16 protein-coding genes are annotated in these 19,723 nt (G+C 62.4%); 4 read left to right on the top strand and 12 right to left on the bottom strand.

Annotation, left to right across the window (positions count from 1 at the left end; translation table 11 throughout):
* Window positions 1–23: 23 nt before the first annotated feature.
* From AC1DBN_RS02655 to AC1DBN_RS02625, 7 genes are all read right to left on the bottom strand, one after another.
* Window positions 24–977 carry an ROK family protein gene (locus tag AC1DBN_RS02655; RefSeq protein ID WP_477722521.1) on the bottom strand — a complete coding sequence of 318 codons (954 nt, stop codon included), beginning with the start codon at window positions 975–977 and terminating at the stop codon, window positions 24–26.
* Between the two features lie 9 nt (window positions 978–986).
* Window positions 987–3,005: a hypothetical protein gene (locus AC1DBN_RS02650; RefSeq protein WP_477722520.1), complete on the bottom strand. Its 2,019-nt coding sequence runs from the start codon at window positions 3,003–3,005 to the stop codon at window positions 987–989.
* Window positions 3,006–3,125: 120 nt separating this feature from the next.
* Window positions 3,126–4,139 (bottom strand): hydroxyacid dehydrogenase, encoded by a 1,014-nt coding sequence (locus AC1DBN_RS02645; protein WP_231994252.1) that lies wholly within the window; start codon window positions 4,137–4,139, stop codon window positions 3,126–3,128.
* Entirely contained in the window at window positions 4,136–5,062 is a 927-nt protein-coding gene (locus AC1DBN_RS02640) for a carbohydrate ABC transporter permease (RefSeq protein ID WP_314213323.1), read from the bottom strand. The genes AC1DBN_RS02645 and AC1DBN_RS02640 overlap by 4 nt, the downstream gene beginning before the upstream one ends.
* Entirely contained in the window at window positions 5,059–5,991 is a 933-nt protein-coding gene (locus AC1DBN_RS02635; RefSeq protein WP_091719740.1) for a carbohydrate ABC transporter permease, read from the bottom strand. The genes AC1DBN_RS02640 and AC1DBN_RS02635 overlap by 4 nt, the downstream gene beginning before the upstream one ends.
* Window positions 5,992–6,045: 54 nt before the next feature.
* Window positions 6,046–7,359: an ABC transporter substrate-binding protein gene (locus tag AC1DBN_RS02630; RefSeq protein ID WP_091719743.1), complete on the bottom strand. Its 1,314-nt coding sequence runs from the start codon at window positions 7,357–7,359 to the stop codon at window positions 6,046–6,048.
* Window positions 7,360–7,515: 156 nt separating this feature from the next.
* The gene (locus tag AC1DBN_RS02625) at window positions 7,516–8,613 is read right to left on the bottom strand and encodes a substrate-binding domain-containing protein (RefSeq protein ID WP_231994253.1); all 1,098 of its coding nucleotides are present in this window, start codon (window positions 8,611–8,613) and stop codon (window positions 7,516–7,518) included.
* A 163-nt stretch (window positions 8,614–8,776) separates the two neighbouring features.
* Here AC1DBN_RS02625 and AC1DBN_RS02620 point away from each other — a divergent pair, with 163 nt between their 5' ends.
* A complete protein-coding gene (locus AC1DBN_RS02620; RefSeq protein ID WP_477722519.1) occupies window positions 8,777–9,577 on the top strand; it encodes a sugar phosphate isomerase/epimerase family protein in 801 nt (266 codons plus the stop codon).
* 228 nt (window positions 9,578–9,805) lie between these two features.
* On the opposite strand, the gene AC1DBN_RS02615 is transcribed toward AC1DBN_RS02620, so the two are convergent.
* Window positions 9,806–10,612, bottom strand: a complete 807-nt coding sequence (locus AC1DBN_RS02615) for a lysostaphin resistance A-like protein (protein WP_477722518.1) — start codon at window positions 10,610–10,612, stop codon at window positions 9,806–9,808.
* Window positions 10,613–11,899: 1,287 nt separating this feature from the next.
* Here AC1DBN_RS02615 and AC1DBN_RS02610 point away from each other — a divergent pair.
* Both AC1DBN_RS02610 and pntB read left to right on the top strand, forming a co-directional pair.
* On the top strand, window positions 11,900–13,453 hold the full coding sequence (locus AC1DBN_RS02610; RefSeq protein ID WP_091719752.1) for a Re/Si-specific NAD(P)(+) transhydrogenase subunit alpha: 1,554 nt from the start codon (window positions 11,900–11,902) through the stop codon (window positions 13,451–13,453).
* Complete coding sequence (pntB, locus tag AC1DBN_RS02605; protein WP_477722517.1) at window positions 13,450–14,925, top strand: Re/Si-specific NAD(P)(+) transhydrogenase subunit beta; 1,476 nt, start codon at window positions 13,450–13,452, stop codon at window positions 14,923–14,925. Before AC1DBN_RS02610 ends, pntB begins: the two co-directional genes overlap by 4 nt.
* A gap of 334 nt (window positions 14,926–15,259) precedes the next feature.
* Here pntB and AC1DBN_RS02600 read toward each other — a convergent pair whose 3' ends face one another.
* The 4 genes from AC1DBN_RS02600 to AC1DBN_RS02585 form a co-directional block, all read right to left on the bottom strand.
* Entirely contained in the window at window positions 15,260–15,571 is a 312-nt protein-coding gene (locus tag AC1DBN_RS02600) for a 4a-hydroxytetrahydrobiopterin dehydratase (protein ID WP_091719755.1), read from the bottom strand.
* A 156-nt stretch (window positions 15,572–15,727) separates the two neighbouring features.
* Window positions 15,728–16,300 (bottom strand): flavin reductase family protein, encoded by a 573-nt coding sequence (locus AC1DBN_RS02595; protein ID WP_314213314.1) that lies wholly within the window; start codon window positions 16,298–16,300, stop codon window positions 15,728–15,730.
* Window positions 16,301–16,302: 2 nt separating this feature from the next.
* On the bottom strand, window positions 16,303–17,349 hold the full coding sequence (locus tag AC1DBN_RS02590; protein ID WP_091719761.1) for a methionine synthase: 1,047 nt from the start codon (window positions 17,347–17,349) through the stop codon (window positions 16,303–16,305).
* 20 nt (window positions 17,350–17,369) lie between these two features.
* On the bottom strand, window positions 17,370–18,362 hold the full coding sequence (locus tag AC1DBN_RS02585) for a DUF1852 domain-containing protein (protein ID WP_091719763.1): 993 nt from the start codon (window positions 18,360–18,362) through the stop codon (window positions 17,370–17,372).
* 123 nt (window positions 18,363–18,485) lie between these two features.
* Between AC1DBN_RS02585 and AC1DBN_RS02580 the strand changes: the two genes are divergently transcribed.
* On the top strand, window positions 18,486–19,427 hold the full coding sequence (locus AC1DBN_RS02580; RefSeq protein WP_477722516.1) for a LysR family transcriptional regulator: 942 nt from the start codon (window positions 18,486–18,488) through the stop codon (window positions 19,425–19,427).
* The last annotated feature ends 296 nt before the right edge of the window (window positions 19,428–19,723 follow it).

Raw genomic sequence — 19,723 nt, 5'->3', positions numbered from 1 at the left:
GAAGCTTGATGGGCCGGGCTTGGTCAGGCGGTAGCCGAGATTGCGGCCCCGACTGCCCCGATGGGCAAACCGGGCGGCACGAGCCGGACGCGTTCCCCCAGGGCAAGTCCGGCAAGGAACGGTGACTGCATTTCGGCGCGCACGAGTTCCTGGCGGAGGCCGCTGAGCAGCGGTTGTCCGAGGGCGTTCAGACCTCCACCGATGTAGACGGCGGCGGGATCATAGGTGAGCCCGAGAATCCGGATCGCAGCGGCGGCGGCCTGGAAGAATCGGTTCTGGATCACCCTTGCCTGTGGATCGCCGGTAAGTGCCTTGTCGAACAGCGACACTGCCGGCCAAGGGCCGTCGCTCTCCCATTGACGGTCGATACCGGACCCCGAGGCAAGCATTTCCAGGCAGCCCGTTTGACCGCACGGGCATCGATCCGTGTGCAGGCCTGTAGGGAGGTGACCAATTTCGCCGGCCGCTCCCGAGGCGCCTCGGACCAGTGATCCGTTGCTGATAAACCCTGCAGCCAGGCCCGTGCCCAAATTCAGGTAGGCGCTGGAAAGCCCCTTGGAGTCCGGGGCGGGGGAGAGGAGATGGTGGGCGCCGAGAGCGGCGGCGTTGACGTCGTTTTCGATATGGACGTTGAGTCCGAGCTCACGGTGTGCGAGCGGGCCTAGCTGCAAATGGCTGACGCGGACGTTCACCGCATTTGAGACGGCCCCTGCGGTGGCGTCAACGGTGCCGGGAATACCGATGCCCAGGTTGGCTACGGAGTAGCCTGACAGACCGCTGGCGCTTCGGAGGTCTTCGATGACCTCGAACAGAGTGCGAAGCAGTTCCCGGTTTCCGTGGCCGGTGGGGATGCGCCGGGTGTGCAGAACGTTGTTGTTCCGGTCGATGGCAACGGCTTCGGTTTTGGTCCCGCCAATGTCCACACCGATTGTCATTGTTGGCAGGTCTGATGGTTCCGGAGCGCTTGGATGTGACATCAGGACTTCCTACTTCCTCGGGTGGTCATCAATCCGGACGAGGTTGCGGCCACGCATGGTGTAGAGGTAGCCGTCTTCGTCATTGGTGATGTGGGACCCGCTGTACCAGCCGCCGTTGGTGTCCGCGAGCACAGTTGTCACCCCGAACGTCTTGGGGTCGAAGCGGAACACGTTGGTGTCCGAAACGCCATAGATGGCGCTGCGGTTGGCTACCAAAGCACCGAATCCGTAGGACAGGGGGCTGATGTCTGCCCGGTGAACTATTCTGCGCGTGGGAATATCGAGCACGAAGATGCCGCCCTTGCGGGTCAGCCCGTAGAGGTGTCGTCCCTGGATGGCCAAGGCGGCGATGCCGGCTCCCATCCCCGGTTCGATCCTCCAGAGCTCTTTGCCGGCGATGGGGTCGAAGGCGACGATGGTGCCCGGGCCGTCCAGGGTGGGGAGCCCGGCGCCGAGATAGGAAACGCCCTCTCGGGTGGCCACAGCGCGCAGGAGCTGTCGGTTGTCGACCGGGTTGATGAAGCACTGCTTGGCGCCGGTAGCGGGGTCGTAGGTCCAGAACGATCCGCCGCCTTCGGTGTCGGACTGGGCGGCGACCAGCATGAGACTGCTGACGTCGTCCCAGCAGACGTCCAGCGGCCGGTTTTGCGCGGCGGGGAAGTCAGCAGCCTGGTGGATCGGCTGGCCGCTGAGCGGGCTGTACTTCCAGATGCCCTGGGAGTTGTACTGTCCGGTGTAGAGGACCCCATCCACGATCACGGCGTCCTTTGCTTCGCCCTGGGACTGCAGATTGACCACTTCTCCGGAGCTCAGTGAGTGGCGGGCGATCACCCCGTTGCCGCCAACGTATGCGAATCCTGCCCCGACGGCGATGCCCATGACCGTCTGGGCACTCGCGGAAGCGCCGGCTTCGCCAAGGTCCGTCACTGCCATGCTTGAGGTGCGGGGATTGATCTCGGCCACGAAGCCGTATCCGGAGGTTGCAAGGAGTGTGTTGTTCAGTGCGTCCACGCCCCAGATCTCGCCCAGGGACGGGCCGTTGAGGGTCAGTTGGGAGACGGAGTTCGTGGCACGGGAGTAGGCGCACAGTCCCGTTTCGTTGGCGAAGTAGACCTGGTCACCGATGCTGGTGAAGTTTTTGGCTGTCTTGCCGATGGAAGTCGCCACGGTGTACGAGGTGGGATTGCCCAGGTCCAGTAAGGCAATTTTCGACTGCTGGGTGGAGGCAGCGGAGCTGACCAGGAGCTTATCGCCAAGGACCGCCAGTTCACGGATGCTGGGATCGGCGAGCATCTCCGGCGGGGTAACCTGCGTGTAGGTCTTCGTGGCCCGGTCGTAAGCCCAGAGGCAGGCCCGGCCCGCGCTTCCGCCGCCGCCGAGTGTGCTGCCGGCACCAAAGAACACTGTTCTGTTGGTGGCGGCGACGGCCCGTGCAAGCGTCGCTCCGGTATCGGGGATCCCGAGGCTGAGGACCTGTCCCGTCGCGGGGTCGTACTCCCACAGGGCTGGTTTGGTGGAGCTTCCACCTCCCACGGCGTACAGGTGGCCATCGGGCGCCACGCTGAGGTCGCGCACGTCACGGTCGCCGATGCGGCCGATCGCCGTCGCCTTCGTGGATGGCGTGGCCAGGTCCCAGCGGTAAAGGTTTGCCTGGGTGCCGCCGGCGTTCTGCAGAACACCGGCGTAGAGGTAGCGGCCGGTGATGTCGGCTGCCAGGGCCTGGATGCTGTATCCGGTCGCCAATTCGGTTTCGGCGACGATCTTGCCGGTGGGGACGTGGAAGGCGATGATCCGAACCGGATCGAGGTTGCGGGACCCGATGTAGACGGTTTCTCCCACCAGTAAGGAACTCATAAGGGAGAACTGCACGACTGCCGGACCCAGATCCACGATGTCGGCGGTGCCGGCCGCCGTCGCCTTATCCGTGGCCGCTGCCGGTCCGGACGTGGCCAGGCCCAGCGCGGCAGCCAGGCCGGCTGCGCCGCCAGCCTGAAGGACGGACCGCCTGGTGATGTGGGAATTCTGCATTGAACTTCCTTTGCTTCGAAGGGGGATGAGCGCGAGGGCAAGGTGCCGCCGTCGTGCCTTTTTTACGCACGAAAGTATCGGCGGCACGTGGGGGTACCACGTACGACGGCGGCGCGCTTGTTACGCGGTGAAGGCCAGGTCCGCGGCCTGGACGGGGAAGCGGAGGGGTTCGCCCTGGGACACGCGCTGCGCTTCGGCTACAGCAGTGGCCGCCAGCCGTTTCAACTCGGTGCCGAGGGACCCGGCGAGGTGCGGGGTCAGCAGGACGTTGGGGTTGGTGTAGTAGCCGGAATCCGCGGGCAGGACCCACGGCGTGGTGACGTCCAGGACTGCGAACAGTTCGCCCCGCTCCAGCCTTGCCAGCAGCGCGTCCTGGTCCACCAGTTCGCCGCGGGCGGTGTTGATGAAGGTCGATCCGTTACGCAGGCGGGCAATGAGTCCGGCGTTGACCAGGTTCAGGGTGGAGGGGAGGGAGGGCGCATGCAGCGAGACGACGTCGCTGGTTTCCATCAGTTCCTCCAATTCAATAGAGGCAACACCAAGGGCCTGGGCGTCCGCCTCCGTCAGGAAAGGGTCTGCCACCACCACTTCGAGTTCAAAGGGTTTGAGCAGGCGGATGACGTGCCTGCCGATTTTTGATGCACCGATGATGCCGACCCGCTTGCCGTAGTTGCCCATGTCCGGGAACAGTCCGTCCGGTTCAACTGCTGCCTGCGTGCGGTGCAGCGTCCGGGCTACTTGGAGGACCCTTTTGTTGGCGAGCAGGATCATGGCCAGGGTGTATTCTGCCACCGGGATAGCGTTGGCGTCCGCCGCGGTGCTGACCTGTATGCCGCGGGTCCAGCAGGCGCTGTCCACATGGTTTTTGACAGTGCCTCCGGCGTGGAGGATATGCCGCAGGCGGGGGGCGCTGTCCAGCACGGCAGTGTTCACCGTGGCACAGTTCCAGCCGGTTATGAGGATATCGGTTTCGGCCAGGAGTCCCAACGAGCGGGGGGACGCGAACTCTTCCATGGGTTCGCTGTCCAGGAGCCGGAGGCCCGGGGGCAGGGATTCAAGGTGCCGGGCGGAGAAGATCCTGGACGCGACGCCGGGGCCCATGGCCAGGGCGACGTTCAGGGTCTGCGGGTTCACTTGACGGCTCCTGCGGTGAGACCGGACTTCCAAAAGCGTTGCAGCATGATGAAGGCGAGCAGCAGCGGAATGATGGACAGCAATGAACCGGTGATGACCAAGGGGACGAACTCGGGCTGCGGGACCGCGTAGCCCTGCCAGATGGAGATACCGACGCTGACTGGCAGCAGTTGTTGGTCCTGCAACATGACCAGGGGGAGCATGAAGTTGTTCCACACGCCGACGAACTGGAAGAGGGCGATGGTGATGTATCCGGGCATCATCATGGGCAGGCCGAGGGAGAAGAAGGAGCGGATGGGCCCCGCGCCATCCATGCGCGCTGCTTCGAGTGTCTCCACGGGGACGTAGGAGGTGGCGTAGACGCGGGCGAGGTAAACCCCGAACGGGTTGCAAAGGACGGGGATCAGGATGGCCCAGATGGTGTTGGTCATTCCCACGAGCGATGCCAGCAGGTACATGGGCAGCACCGTTGCCGTGTTGGGGATCAGGACGCCAACCAGTACGAATCCGAAGAGCGAGTCCTTACCGCGGAAGCGGAACTTGTCGAAGGCGTAGCCGGCCATGACGGAGATGAGGCTCCCCACAACAGCGCCAAAGCCGGCGTAGAGGACAGAGTTCGCCATCCACCGGAAGAACAGGCCGCCGTCCTGGGCGGCCACTGCCGCGATGTTTTCGAAGAGGGCAAAGTTGCCCAGGGAGTAGGCGCTGGTGCCGTACAGGTCCGCGGCGTTCTTCGTGGAGGCAAAGAGAAGCCAGAGGACCGGGACCACCATGTAGAGGGAGCCAAGGACCAGCAGTCCGTTGACTGTGAGCTTGCTGCCAAAACCGCCTTGGCGTGCCGTGGATGTCCGGTGCAGGGTACGTTTCGTTGCCGTGGCCTGCGGCGTCTGGGGTGGGGTCACTGGAAGGGTATTGGTGCTCATGAGTTGTTGATCCTGGAACTGAGTCGGGTGACCACCAGGGACAGGATTGCTGCCAGCCCGGCGATGATGATGGAGGCGGCGGCGGCTTGGTTGAGGTTGTGCCGGATGAACGCCGCGTCGTAGGCCCAAAGGTTGGGTACCCAGGTACTGGTAATGGACGGGGTGGCTTTGGCGATGATGGACGGCTCGGTGAAGAGCTGCAGCGTGCCAATGATGGTGAAAAGCATGATCACGCTCAGCGCCGGAAGGATGAGGGGGAACTTGATGGACAGGGCGGTCCTCACCTCGCCTGCACCGTCCACCCGTGCCGCTTCCAGTATTTCCCTGGGTACTGCCTGCAGTGCAGTGAACAGGATGATGACGTTGTAACCGGTCCATTCCCAGACGCCGATATTGACGATTGCCGGCAACACCATGTGTGCATCGAGGAAGTTGATCTGGATGCCGCCGCCCTGAAGCGCCTGTACCAGCGGGCTGATGCCGGGTGTATAGAGGTAGGCCCAGATCAGGGCTGCAATGACGCCCGGCACCGCGTGAGGGAGGAAGACGAGCAGCTGGAACATTTTGCGGGCACGAGCCACTGTCGCATCCAGGAGCAGCGCAAAGACCACCGCGCCGCCGACCATGGAGGGGATGTAGATCAGGCAGTACAAGCCAAGCCGTGCCAGGCCGCTGACGAACGATTCGGACTGCAGGACCTGAAGGTAGTTCTCGAGGCCCACAAAGCTGGTCCTCGCTTCACCGAACCCCAGGCCGGATTTCTGCTGGGCGTAGAAGCTCAGCACTATCGAGTAGACAACCGGTGCCACCATGGCGATGGCGAATACTGCGAAGAACGGGACCAGGAAGAGGGCCGCGGTTTTCCCACCGGTTCCGGAGGCTGCACTGCCCTTGCGGACCTTGGGGGTGGTGAAGGCCTGAGCGGCCATGATGATCTCCTAACTGCCTGGGCTGCCTCCACAGAGGCAGCCCAGGGGGTGTAACTAGTCTTTGACGGAAAGGCCGTTCTGCCTTAGCCCCGCAACAGTTGCTGTTTGTGCCGTGTCCACTGCCTTCGAGATGGTGCCGCCGGTGCCGAGATTGCCGAAGGCGTCCTTGAGAGCTGTATTGGTAAGATCCCAGCTCGGGCCCCACTGCCAGCCCGGGCTGACTGTGGTGTAGGCCTTGTCGAAGACGGCGTAAATGTCGTTGCCGAAGTAGCTGGCGTCATACGCCCCCTGTGCAACGGGGGTCAGGCCAGGGAAGGCGAGGAAGGCGGAGCCGGTGTTTCCACGGGCTTTGATGGCCTCCTGGTTCGTGGTGAGGTACTCAATGAACTTTGCGGCGGCTGCGGGGTTCTTGCTGCTCTTGGTGACGTTGAAGCTCGATCCGCCGTAGAAGGCACCGGCCGGGGTTCCCCAGTTCGGCAATTCCGCGGCGACCCACTGTCCCTTCTGTCCGCTGGCTTCCGTCCGCTTCTGAATCCCCGTGGCGCTCCAGTTTGCGCCCACCACGCCAACGACGGTCCCGGTGGCCAGGTCCAGGCTCCACTCATCGCTGTAGGCCTGGGATACCTTAACGAGCTTGTTGTCAATGAGCTTCTGCCAGTAGCTGGCTACCTTCCTGGTAGCCCCGTCATTAACGCCAACCTTCCAGCTGTCGTCCGAGGTGCCGAACCATTTGGCCCCTGCCTGCCAAGCCAACCCAGCCATGGCCGGTACCTGGTTGGGATTGAAGCTCGCAAGGTAGGAGTCCGGGGAAACTGCCTTTAGCTTCAGGGCCGCCTCCTCGAATTCCTGCCAGGTCTTGGGAACTCCCACGCCGGCCTTGGCCAGCATGTCCTGGCGGTAGTACATGACCATGGGGGCCGCGTCATAGGGCAGGCCGTACGTCTTGTCGCCGAACTGGACCATGCTCTTGATTTCGTCGGCCAGCTTGTCCACGGTGGAAGATTTATTGATGAGTCCGTCGAGCGGCTGGACCTGGCCGTTGCTGACGAACTGCGGCAGCTGCGGATACTCGATCGTTGAGACGTCAGGGCCGTTACCGGCGGTAATCGCAGTTGAAAGCTTGGCGTAGCCGCCATTGTCGGCATTGGGGACAGTCTCGAAATTGACGGTGATTTTGCTTTGGCTGGCGTTGAAGGCTGCGGCCACTTTGTCCATGCCGGCCAGTGCCGACCAGAAGGTGATCGTGCCCGCCGGATCCTCGACGGCCGATGGCGCCGCGGAAGGTGTGGGACCCGTTCCGCAGGCGGCGAGCAGCAAAGCGCTGCTGGCCAGGCTGGCCGCCCCGATGAGCAATTTGCGACGCTTCATTGTTCTCCCTTGAATTCCACGATGCGAAGGTGGGATGTGGCCGGTGCCACAGTGTGTAAAACAATGAAACCCGCAAAGATGAACAAAGCCAACGAAATGAACAGTAATGAACACGACCGAGTGGTTCGCCGGCCGTTGAGTCGGTATTGCCGATGCTCAACTGGCGGTTGAGTCTCTGACCACCAGGGTGGGGGACAGGATGACCCGCTGGAGGGCCAGGCTCGAAGCCCGTCGGGGGCCCAGCCGGTTAAGGCACATCTGGACGGCGTGGTATCCCACATCAAATTTCGGCGGGGCTACGGCGCTCATGGGCACCGCTCCGAAAGAGGCAATTTCGTCGTCGTATGCCACCAGCGCCAAGTCCCCCGGAACGTGCAGGCCCTGGGCTTCACACAGGTCGGCGAACATAAGGGCATCCTCGTCATTGTGGACGATTGCGGCAGTGGCGCCGGCGGCAATGAAGCTGGCAACGATGCCGTCCAGTTCCTGGCGGAGCGTTTCGGGATCGGTTGCCGAAAGTGTGATGACCCGGGTCAGTTCAGGATCATGCAGCAATCCCTCGGCCTGGAGTGCCTTGCGGTAGCCCTCGCTGACGGGTGAGGAAGTTGGGCTGCTCTCGCGCACACAGAGTGCGATGTTGCGGTGGCCCAGGGCTACCAGGTGGTTGACGGCGAGTTCCGCCCCGCGTACGTGGTCGCTTCGGACCGACTCAAGCCGGCCCTCGTCCAGGACTCCGTCGATGGAACGCTCGATCACGACCACGGGCACGTCCGCCGAGGCCAGGAGATCCAGAGTCGGTGTATCTACCAGGGATTCACCACTTGGCGTCACCAACAGGCCATCGACGCCGCTCTTCAACAGCCGCTGAATTTGGCGTTGCTCTTCGGCGGCGGAGTAGTTCGAGACGCCCAGAACCAGCCTGACACCCAGCTCCTGGGCCGCAGACTCGGCGCCCCTGATGACGCCGGGAAAATAGTATCTGGCCGTGGGGACGATCATGCCAAGGGTGGCCAGTGGCCGCTGTCGCCCACCTGGCCCGGCGTTCCTTCCGGCGAGGGGAGAGGCCCCGGAATCTCTGGCTGCGGCAGGGGTGTGTCCATGGACCTGGCTCAATGGGTTACGGCCGGGAGCCGTCGTGGCCACAGCCCCGCCGTGGACACGCTGCAGCAGGCCCTGTCCTTCGAGAAAGGCGAGGTCGCGCCGCACCGTCATCCCGGAGGTCCCCAGCCGTTTGGCAAATTCTGCTGCATTCAAGGATCCCCGGAGTGCCAGCTCGCGGAGAATCTGGTTTTGCCTGTCGTCGGTTAGCACGGTTCCCCTTCATCTCATGTTTACTTCTGTGCGACTTGTTCAAAGTGAACTACAACCAACATACGATGGGCGTCAAGCTGCAATTACCAGAAGAGAGGTTCCCGACATGACGCTGAGCCCCGGAATGTGTTCGGTGACCCTTCGCGCCCTGGACGTTGACGCCGTCGTTCGCGCCGCTGCTGCGTCAGGGCTCACCGGGATCGAGTGGGGGTCTGATGTGCACGTAGATGACATCGACGCCGCGGCCAAGGCCCGCAAAGCCACGCGGGCCGCCGGGCTACACGTCATGTCCCTCGGTTCCTATTACCGCGCCGGGTCCTTTGCCAACTTTGAGGACGTGCTTTCCCTCGCCGGAGGACTGGGTGCGCCCAGAATCCGGATCTGGGCCGGTGATATGGGTTCGGCCGGCGCGACCGCAGCCCAGTGGGACGCCGTCGTCGACGACACGCGACGTATAGCCGGGCTAGCGGAGACCCGCGGACAGACGCTGGCCTTCGAGTACCACGGCTCCACGTTGGCGGATACCCCGGGCAGCACCCTCGAGCTTCTCCGCCGCGTGGACCGGCCCAATGTCGGCACGTACTGGCAACCCGCCGTGGGCCTCACCGACGAACAGGCCCTTGAATCCTTGCACCAAGTGATCGGGCACCTCGTGGGCGTCCACGCCTTCTCCTGGTGGCCGAGTACAGAACGGCTGCCGCTGGCCGCGCGAAAGGGCCTATGGGAGGCCGTTACAGACGTTCTGAACGCTAACGGAAAAAACGTGGACATTATGCTCGAGTTTGTAGCCGACGATGCTCCTGAGAACGTTCTCACCGACTCCTTGTGCCTGAAAGAAACGATGCGGACTTCAGGGCGCGTCAGCAGGCTGTCTGAGAATGCACCCACTTTGGATGCGCGTCCTTAGGCCTGAGGCCGACTGACTGCTGCGACCTGCTGGAGGCCTTTCGGATTCGGAGGCCGGGCCTTGTATTCTCGGGTCGGACGAATTGGCGGTAGCCGAGGAATTCGTGGTCATTGTTGTATCCGCCCAACCCGCCGCGGATGGGGCCTGCGTTGTGCATCATCCGCTCCTGCAGAAGCCGAAAGACGCTTCTTCCTGCCTCGCACGCGATTGACCCGGTTGTGCGGGTCGTCAGGGCTGGGTCTGCAAAGCTGCGCGGGATGCAGGCGCCTCAACCCGCCCGCGGATAAAGAACAGGGACAGCAGCCCAACGAAGATCACCACGATGTTGCCCAGGCCGGCAATGATGGCCAGGGGTCCCGCCGTGGGGTACTCCGTCAGCAAGAAAATACTGGGATCGGTGCTGGCGTGCAGCAGGATCGGCACGATCAACCGCCCTGTCAGGCGGTATGCGAGATACATGCAGATACCGAACGCGAAGGTGTACAGCACCTGGAAAGCGGTGGCGAAGAGTGACTGCCCGGAGAGCAGATTGCCGGCGTGCAGTCCCGCGAACACGGCTGCTGAAATGACCGCGACATCGATTTCCCGGTAGCGTGCCCTGCGCAGAAGGTTGATGACGAAGCCACGGGTCAGAGTCTCCTCGGCGAAGCCGACGAACAAGCCAGCCAGCAGCCAGGTGGCCACGATATCCAGACCGGCAGAGTTGTAGTCGATAGTGGCGAATCGGAGGGCGTTGAACGCGAGAACAGCGATAACGGCAATCCACATCCAGCCGCGGCCACGGATCGGCTGACGGGCAAATATCCCACGCAGCCAACCAACCGACCATCCGAAAAAGGCCAGCATGATGCAGCCCACAAGAACCGGCAGGGCTACGGCGAAGAAGATGAAATCCGCGCCGTCCTTGTCAGCGACACCCGCGAGCAGCGGCCCGAAGGCCAGCGAGCACAGATTGTAGAGAACAAAGTAGACGGCTGCCAAAAGCACTGCCCGCCACCAGCCGCCTTTCTCCCAGAACGACTTCCAGCTAGACATGCTTGACTGCCCCATGATTTTGCCCCCCAAATTGTCGGTCCCGCTCTGCTGGAAACCGCTCCTTTGAAAAAAACTACCAGTGCCTGTACCACGTTTGGTCGACAATTGTGGAACGCAGTTCGATGCTGCGCGTTGTACGGTTTCAAAGCGTCACCCACTGTGGCGGGACTCATCCAGAAACACACCGATCTTTTGTTCCGACCATCGAGCGGAACCACAAACACGTTTCAGACCAAGCCCGATCTCCATATTCAACCCGGTTATTGGTCGCGTGCCTGTGGAAGAGCTTGACTATTGCGTCATGGCGCAATAGGTAAAGTCGATGTTGGCCAAGGGCAAGGCGCCCTAGTCCATCCATAACATTCGTGGCTTCATTTCACCGCCACGAACACTGAGAAGGGCTAGGACGAGGCTGTGCTCCTCACGCTCGAGGAGTACAGGCTGATCTTGAAGAGCATGTGGGAGCGGTATAGAGCTTTCACAGACTACCCACCAGCGGGATCAGTAAGTCCACCAGCGCAGGGTTTAGGCCGCCGGTCTTCGTACCGGCACCGGTTTCTGTGACGCCAACAGTTCGCAATAGGTGCTGGCGAGACAATGACCTATCTGATATGTTTTTAGCAGTATTACAGATATATCAGTGCTTGGTTGGGTCCATACGCGGCTCGACCACCAGCTCAATGAGGAGTGGATTGGCATGAAAGAACACGCGCGTCGGCTTAATCGTGTGGGCTCAGAGCCCGCCATCAGCGTCGCCCAAGCGGCGGCCGTGTGGAGGGCCACACATCGTCGAAGCGACGGACCAGGCCATAGCGGACAGCTATAGAGAGTACTGCCCTGGCCCTGGCATTCCGCAGTGGCGCAAGGCCCCCGCAGAAGCTATCGACGGCAGCCGGCGTATCAGCTACTCCCGGGACGCGTCGCGGTGATGACGGGAAGCAAGACCGTTATTAAGGAATTCCTGAAGGCGGTCATGAACTCGGGCCAGGAAGTGCTCTACCCGAACCCCGGCTTCCCGATCTACGAATCGCAGACGGAGTGCAAACAATACTGCCAGCGCTCAGCCACGGACCGCCGCCCGCATCAACTAACTAGAGGCGACTGGCGTTCGCGGACGACGAACCCGGCCTGGTAGTAGCCCCACCCCCCAGGGGACGGCGCGCAGCTACTCAGCCTCCCGGCGTCGTCCGTCTCGGCGGCGGCTGGCCTTCGATAGCAGGACAGTTTCCTACTGCCTCCCGGCAACAGTATTCACCGGGGCATCACACGTTAAAGAGAGAGATCATAGTGACACGTATTGGCATTGTCGCCGAGTTAGGCAGCGAGAGCCGGGTGGCGGCGACGCCCACCACGGTGAAGCGGTTGTTGGAGTTGGGCTACGAGATTGTGGTCGAGAAGGGTGCGGGGGAGTCCTCAGCGTTCCGTGACGAGGACTACGAATCTGCAGGTGCCTCGGTGGTGGGTGCTGATGAAGCGTGGGGCAGCGAGGTGGTGCTGCGGATCAATCCACCCTCGGAGGACGAGATTGGCCGTTTGGCTGACGGTGCGACGCTGATTGGAATGTTGGCCCCAAGTTTGCGGCCGGAACTGGTGGAGGCGCTTGCGGTGCGTCCGATTACGGCGCTGGCGTTGGATGCTGTCCCGCGGATTTCGCGTGCGCAGTCGATGGATGTGCTCAGTTCGATGGCGAATATCGCCGGGTATCGTGCCGTGATTGAGGCGGCCCACGAGTTTGGCAGGTTCTTTACGGGCCAGGTGACCGCTGCGGGCAAAGTCCCGCCGGCAAAGGTCCTGGTGGCGGGTGCAGGTGTTGCCGGGCTGGCGGCGATCGGTGCGGCCTCGAGCTTGGGCGCTATTGTGCGCGCGACGGATCCGCGGCCCGAGGTCGCTGATCAGGTGAAGTCCATTGGCGGGTCCTACCTCAAGGTAGAGGTTGAGGAGGAGATGAAATCCTCGGATGGGTACGCCAAAGCAACGTCGGAGGCGTACAACCGGCGTGCAGCGGAGATCTACTCCGAACAGGCAGCGGATGTGGACATCATCATCACCACGGCCCTGATTCCGGGCCGGCCGGCGCCGAAGCTGCTCACGGCCGATGACGTGGCTGGGATGAAGCCGGGCAGCGTGATTGTTGATATGGCTGCCGGCCAGGGCGGGAATGTGGAAGGCTCGGTGGCCGGGGAGCGGACCGTCACCGAAAACGGTGTAGTCATCCTCGGCTACACGGACCTGCCGGCCCGGTTGCCGGCTCAGGCTTCACAGCTGTATGGAACTAACCTGTTGAACCTCCTGAAGCTCCTCACCCCGGAGAAGGACGGTCAGCTGAGAATCGACTTCGACGACGTCGTCCAGCGTTCAGTGACTGTGGTTCGGGAGGGTGAGAAGACCTGGCCGCCGCCCCCGGTGCAGGTCTCCGCTGCCCCCGCCGCCCAGGCCCCGGCCACGGCAGAAGTAACCAATGCGCCGAAGAAGAAGGAAGGCCTCAGTCCTGCGGGCAAGGCGGTTTTGTTCGCCTCGGGGATCGCTGCCCTCTTTGGCATCAACGCGGTGGCCCCGGCGCCGCTGCCGCAGCACTTCACGGTGCTGATGCTTTCGGTCGTGGTGGGCTTTTACGTCATCGGGAAAGTCCATCACGCGCTGCACACCCCGCTGATGTCTGTCACTAATGCAATCTCGGGGATCATCGTGGTCGGTGCCCTGCTGCAGGTCACCTCGGAGAACCCGGTGGTGCAGGTCCTCGCGGCCGTCGCAGTCTTGCTGGCCAGCATCAACATCTTTGGCGGTTTCGCAGTGACCCGGCGCATGCTCGCCATGTTCTCGGCCGGGAAGGCACGTTCATGAGCCCCGCCACCGAAGCAACTGAAATCATCTCGAGGAGCCTTACTTTGCCTGACGCTGTCTCTGGTCCGCTGACCGCGGAATCCATCGCCGGGGCGGCCTACGTCGTCGCGGCCCTGCTGTTCATCCTCAGCCTGGCCGGGCTGAGCAAGCACGAAAGAGCCAAGGCCGGTGTCATCTACGGCATCACCGGCATGGTGATCGCGTTGGCTGCCACGGTCTGGCTGACCCTGCAAGGTGCCTGGGGAACAAACCATGGCCTGACCGGCCTTGTCCTGCTCGTCGCCGCGGTCCTGGTGGGCGGTGCGATCGGGCTCTGGCGCGCCCGGGTGGTAGAGATGACCGGCATGCCCGAGCTCATCGCGCTGCTGCACAGCTTCGTCGGACTGGCCGCGGTGCTCGTTGGCTGGAACGGCCACCTTCAAGCCCCGGACCTGACCGGAGCCCTTAAGGACGTCCACCACGCCGAAGTGTTCATCGGCGTCTTCATCGGAGCGGTCACCTTCACCGGCTCCATCGTGGCGTTCCTGAAACTGTCGGCCCGGATGAAATCATCACCGCTGATGCTGCCCGGCAAGAACGCCATCAACCTCGGCGCCCTCGCCGTGTTCGTCGCATTGACCGTCTGGTACGTCAATGACTCCCAGCTCTGGCTCCTGGTGGTTGTTACGGTGCTTGCCCTCGGACTGGGGTGGCAGTTGGTGGCCTCAATCGGCGGCGGCGACATGCCCGTCGTCGTGTCCATGCTCAACAGCTACTCCGGCTGGGCCGCGGCCGCGGCAGGCTTCCTGCTGAACAATGACCTGCTGATCATCACCGGTGCACTGGTTGGTTCCTCCGGCGCCTACTTGTCCTACATCATGTGCAAGGCCATGAACCGGTCCTTCATCTCCGTGATCGCCGGCGGCTTCGGCATCGCCGCCCCCGCCAGCAAAGGAGACACAGACCAGGGAGAGCACCGTGAAATTACGGCCGAGGCAACAGCCGAAATGCTCACCAACGCCTCGTCAGTCGTGATCACCCCCGGCTACGGCATGGCAGTCGCCCAGGCCCAATACCCCGTGGCCGAACTCGCACACCAATTGCGCGAACGGGGCGTGAACGTCCGGTTCGGAATCCACCCCGTCGCCGGACGCCTGCCCGGGCACATGAACGTCCTCCTTGCCGAAGCCAAGGTCCCCTACGACATTGTGTTGGAAATGGACGAAATCAATGACGACCTCGACAGCACCTCCGTGGTCCTGGTCATCGGCGCCAACGACACCGTCAACCCCGCCGCTGCAGAAGACCCCGGCAGCCCCATCGCGGGAATGCCCGTCCTCAAAGTGTGGGAAGCCGAAAATGTCGTCGTGTTCAAACGCTCCATGGCCGCAGGCTACGCCGGAGTCCAGAACCCACTGTTCTACCGTGACAACTCCCAAATGCTCTTCGGCGACGCCAAACAACGCGTCGAAGACATCCTCAAAGCCTTCTAGTTCCCCAGCCCTCTTCTTCCGCGGGAATGTCCTCGACCGGGATCTGGTCCGGGCACCTGCTCTCACCACCTATGGACCGAGATGAGAGACGATGATTCTGCACCGCTTATTTCGCACCAGCAGTCCGATCAACGGGACACCATCGAATGAGCCGGAGCCGGTGCTCAAGACTGAACAAGCACCGTCGCAGCCAGCGAGTTTTATCGACGAGATTATTGCGTCATCGTGGGTAGGACTTCACTACAGGCATGAGTTTTTGCTCCATCACAAGCACGAACTTTTGGAACACCACCATGCGGTGTATCGAACTAAGACCTGACCTGTCGGCGCCAAATCACTCCGCGGCGGCGACCCCGAGGTCCGAGGCATGGCCGCTGATGGTGCGGGCGAGGTCGATGTCGCGGCTGGTAATCCCGCCGACATCGTGGCTTGAGAGAGTGACGCTGACCTCCAGGTAAGTGAGCGTGAGGTCGGGATGGTGGTTGGCCTCCTCGGCGGAGGCGCCAATGCGGTTGACGAACTCCAGGCCGGTCGAGAACTTTCGGGTCCTGAAGGTGGCGGTGAGGGCGTCACCGGTCAGGTGCCAGCCGGTGAGTCCGGCTTCGGCAAGCTCGGCGGTGGACAGCTTCCGTTGGGGATCAGTCATAGTGACATCATGGCTCCGAAAGCCCCCCGTGGGCTACCGCTGGAGGAACCGCGGGAAGGCGGTGGACGCACCGACTTTATCGAGGACGACGGCGGGAGTCATCCTCCCGCCGTCGTAAGCCCTACGGCTTTCTCCCCAGAACGGTTAGCGCGGCGCTCAGCCCCGAAGCTTGGAATGCTCGCCCAGTCGGTGCCATGAGCGGTTGTGGTAGACCAGAGCGTCGCCGGGTTCGCCCGCCTGGACGTCACGCATCACGCGGGATTCCAGGGCGTGAACGGCGACGATGGTGGAGGTCCCCACCTCCATGCGGTTGATGACGGCGCAGCGCACCCAGGCGCGGACATCGTCATACACCGCTTCACCGGTTTCAAGGGCCGACCAGCGGTGCGTCTGGTCAAAGCGGTCGACGCCGGGGGTCGCTCCAAACTTCGCCAAGCCGACGTCGTGCGCGTCCAGCAGGTGCACCACGACCGTTTCGGCGCGTGAAAGAACCTCGGACGCAGAGGACAGCGCCGAGACCGAGAAAATCAGCAGCGGAGGTTCCGCACTCACTGAAACCACCGACGATACTGTCAGCGCCACCGGTCCTTCGCCGGCATCAGCCGTGACGACAGCGACACCTCCCGGATGGCCACGGAACAGTGCTTTGAATTCGTCGGCCGAGAGGGAGGATGGCACGCTTTGCTTCGGAGCCTCGAGCCACGTGTCTGCCGGGTAGGCGTGAAACATCGTTATGACGCCCTGGGGGCGGAGCGGGCGAGTTCCTCCCGAACGATGCTCGTACCTGCGCTGAGAGCACTCAGCTTGGCCAGTGCGACGTCCCGGGGAAACGGTGCCATGCCGCAGTTGGAGCTGGGGATGAGCTTGTCCGCATCGACGAACTGCAGGGCCTTGCGGAGGGTGTCGGCGACCTCCTCCGGGGTCTCGATGGTCTCGCTTGCAACGTCGATTGCCCCGAGCATGACCTTCTTGCCGCGCAGGAGCTCGATGAGGTCCATGGGCACGTGGGAGTTCTGGGATTCCAGAGAGATGATGTCGATGCTGGACCTCTGAAGCAGCGGGAACGTTTCTTCATACTGCCGCCACTGGGAGCCGAGCGTCGCCTTCCAGTCATTATTTGCCTTGATCCCGTAGCCGTAGCAGATATGCACGGCGGTCTCCGCGCGCAGCCCTTCCGCTGCTCTCTCAAGCGCAGCCACGCCCCAGTCCTTGACCTCATCGAGGAAGACATTGAACGCGGGCTCGTCGAACTGGATGATGTCCACGCCGGCCGCCTCCAGTTCTTTTGCCTCCTGGTTGAGGATCGTGGCGAACTCCCAGGCCAGCTTCTCGCGGCTCTTGTAGTGGTCATCGTAAAGCGTGTCCACCATCGTCATTGGGCCGGGAAGCGTCCATTTGATCGGCTTGTCGGTGGTTGCGCGGAGGAACTTTGCGTCTTCCACGAATACCGGCCGCTCGCGGTGCACCGGCCCGACGACGGTCGGTACGCTGGCGTCATAGCGATCGCGGATGCGCACAGTCTTGCGCTGTTCAAAGTCGACCCCGCTGAGATTCTCGATGAAGGTCGTGACGAAGTGCTGGCGGGTTTGCTCGCCGTCGCTGACGATGTCGATGCCGCGCCGGCTCTGCTCGTGGATTGCGATGCGCAGCGCATCCTCTTTCCCCTCGCGCAGCGCATCTCCCTCCAGCTTCCACGGGGACCAAAGAGTCTCAGGCTGTGCGAGCCACGATGGTTTCGGCAAGCTACCGACAACGGTGGTGGGCAAGAGTGTGTTCATGATTGACGATTCTCCGTGGGTCAGTTGACGAGGGCGGGGTAGTTGGCGGTCCACTGGTCCAATAGATCCTTGTGGGGCGTGATGAAGTGCTCCTCCGTGTACTTCGCCTGTGTGATCGCAAGCTGGCTGCGCTCGACGCGGTCGTAAGCGATCTGGGTCCGCGAGTAATCCTGCTCGCCCAGGCTCGGCTGGTAGACGACGGCGGCGGCGGAGTTCGCGTTGTAGACCTCCGGGCGGTAGATCTTCTGGAACGTCTCCATGGTGCTGATCGTGCCGATCAGCTGCAGGTTGGAGTAGTCATTGAGCAGGTCGCCGCGGAAATAGAAGGCGAGCGGCGCAACGCTGCCTCGGGGCATGAAGTAGCGGACCTTCAGCCCCATCTTTGCGAAGTACGCGTCCGTCAGCGAGAAGTCGTCCTGCTGGTACTCGACGCCCAGGACCGGGTGACGGTTCCCCGTGCGCTGGTACGTTTTGCTCGTGGAGACGCTGATACAGACCACTGGCGGCTGCGGGAAGCGTTCCTGGCATTCCGGGGAATCGAGGAAGTGCTGGAACAGTTTGCCGTGAAGATCGCCGAAGTCCTCGGGAACGGTGGGCTTGCCGGAATCACCTGCTGCGGCCGGCAGTACGACGCTGAAGTCAAAGTCACGGACGTAGGAGGAGAAATTGTTCCCCACAATCCCCTGGTGGCGGACCCCGTTCAGCAGGTCGACGATCTGGATGTCGAGAACCTCGAACAGGGGGAACTGCTGATCCGTACCTTCCGCGGTGAACTGTATCTGCACGGAGACGATATTAAGCTCGAGCGTGTAGCGGTCCCGGTCCGGGTTGTCCCAGTCTGCGAGATCGTTGAAGCGGCGCCGCATCATGGTCAAGGCGTTGCGGAGGTTCTCCTGGCGGTGCTCGCCCCGTGCGAGGTTGGCGAAATTCGTGGTGATCCTGGAGCCTTCCGACGGGGAATAGTCCTCGTCGAAGCGGGTGGTGGTGATCTTGAAGGTAAAGTCGTCTGCCATGCGCTGCCAATCCGTTGTTGATGGGCCGGAGACGGCCTTCCAGAAGGGGACGTCTCCATGGTGCAACCTTTCAGGGGGTATCGGGTAACTAGGCGCTACTATGCGTTCATATAGACTTTGCCTATGGCACAGCTATCCAGCGGACTGACCCTGCAGCAGCTCCGCTACTTTATTGAAGTTGCAGCTGAGGGATCGATCTCCGCGGCTGCCGATCTTCTCTACGTAGCACAGCCAACAATGTCCGCAGCGATGAAGGACCTTGAGGCCCGGGTGGGCCGTGCGCTCCTGGTTCGCTCCGCCCGCGGGGTCACCCTCACCGCCGACGGGGTAGAGTTCCTCGGCTATGCGAGGCAGGTCGTGGAGCAGTTCGCTCTCCTCGAGCAGCGCTACCTTGGCAGGCCACCGAGGCGGCGTCTGCTCGGGGTCTCAACGCAGCACTACTCGTTCGCGGTGGACGCCTTCGTCCGGATGGTCAAGGCCAGTGAGGTGGCCGAATACGAGTTCTCGCTCCGGGAGTCCCGCACTTGGGACATCATTGAGGATGTCCGGACGCTCCGCAGCGAGTTAGGCATCCTCTACCGGAACGATTTCAACCGGAAGATCATCGACAAGCTGCTTCGGGAATCCGGGCTTGCGTTCACACCGCTTTTCCTCGCCGATCCGCACATTTTCATTTCACGGAACCACCCGCTCGCCTCAAAAGAGCGTGCAACTCTCGCCGATCTCGCCGGCTTGCCGCGGCTTACCTTCGATCAGGGTGCGAACAACTCCTTTTACTTCGCCGAGGAGATTCTCTCAACCCTGTCCAGCAAACAGGAGATCCGGGTCTCTGACCGTGCGACAATTTTCAACCTCATGATCGGGCTCCACGGATACACAATCTCGACCGGCATTATCAGCGGGCAGCTCGACCCTTTGATCGTTGCCATCCCGCTCGACGTTGACGAACGCATCGAGATCGGCTGGATCGGCCACGCTGCGATTCCGCTCACCGACCAAGCGCAGAGCTACCTCAGGGAATTGCGGGCCGTCGTCGCTGAGTTCGGCGTAGCGCTAATCGACTGACTGCAGTCGAGCGGGCGGGTCTTATCCTCCAGTGATTGACGTAGCTGTTGCAGCCAAGCAAGTTTGCTGTTGTCACTCCGTACTTATTGCATCCTGAGGTTGTTTTGGTGGGCGGTGCTTTCTAGCTCTGCATCACCCAGGCAGAGCACGACGCCATGGTCGGCATCTTGAAAGGCTGTCAGTAAGCGGGTTTGAACAAGTGGCCAAAGTCAGGTTGGCTACTCAAGAAGACTACGAACCTCCTGTACTGGATCGGGGGCCCAGACATGGCAGACCGCCTGAAGTTTCGCCGATGA

This window comes from Pseudarthrobacter sp. 10T415, assembly GCF_056394175.1.
This window is presented reverse-complemented; position numbering and strand designations above follow the sequence as displayed.

Coding starts and splice junctions, on each gene's coding strand:
- AC1DBN_RS02635 (WP_091719740.1), bottom strand. CDS start 5,991: ATGGCCGCTCAGGCCTTCACCACCCCCAAGGTCCGCAAGGGCAGTGCA.
- AC1DBN_RS02620 (WP_477722519.1), top strand. CDS start 8,777: ATGACGCTGAGCCCCGGAATGTGTTCGGTGACCCTTCGCGCCCTGGAC.
- AC1DBN_RS02650 (WP_477722520.1), bottom strand. CDS start 3,005: ATGCAGAATTCCCACATCACCAGGCGGTCCGTCCTTCAGGCTGGCGGC.
- AC1DBN_RS02615 (WP_477722518.1), bottom strand. CDS start 10,612: ATGTCTAGCTGGAAGTCGTTCTGGGAGAAAGGCGGCTGGTGGCGGGCA.
- AC1DBN_RS02595 (WP_314213314.1), bottom strand. CDS start 16,300: ATGTTTCACGCCTACCCGGCAGACACGTGGCTCGAGGCTCCGAAGCAA.
- AC1DBN_RS02590 (WP_091719761.1), bottom strand. CDS start 17,349: ATGAACACACTCTTGCCCACCACCGTTGTCGGTAGCTTGCCGAAACCA.
- pntB (WP_477722517.1), top strand. CDS start 13,450: ATGAGCCCCGCCACCGAAGCAACTGAAATCATCTCGAGGAGCCTTACT.
- AC1DBN_RS02630 (WP_091719743.1), bottom strand. CDS start 7,359: ATGAAGCGTCGCAAATTGCTCATCGGGGCGGCCAGCCTGGCCAGCAGC.
- AC1DBN_RS02655 (WP_477722521.1), bottom strand. CDS start 977: ATGTCACATCCAAGCGCTCCGGAACCATCAGACCTGCCAACAATGACA.
- AC1DBN_RS02585 (WP_091719763.1), bottom strand. CDS start 18,362: ATGGCAGACGACTTTACCTTCAAGATCACCACCACCCGCTTCGACGAG.
- AC1DBN_RS02640 (WP_314213323.1), bottom strand. CDS start 5,062: ATGAGCACCAATACCCTTCCAGTGACCCCACCCCAGACGCCGCAGGCC.
- AC1DBN_RS02580 (WP_477722516.1), top strand. CDS start 18,486: ATGGCACAGCTATCCAGCGGACTGACCCTGCAGCAGCTCCGCTACTTT.
- AC1DBN_RS02600 (WP_091719755.1), bottom strand. CDS start 15,571: ATGACTGATCCCCAACGGAAGCTGTCCACCGCCGAGCTTGCCGAAGCC.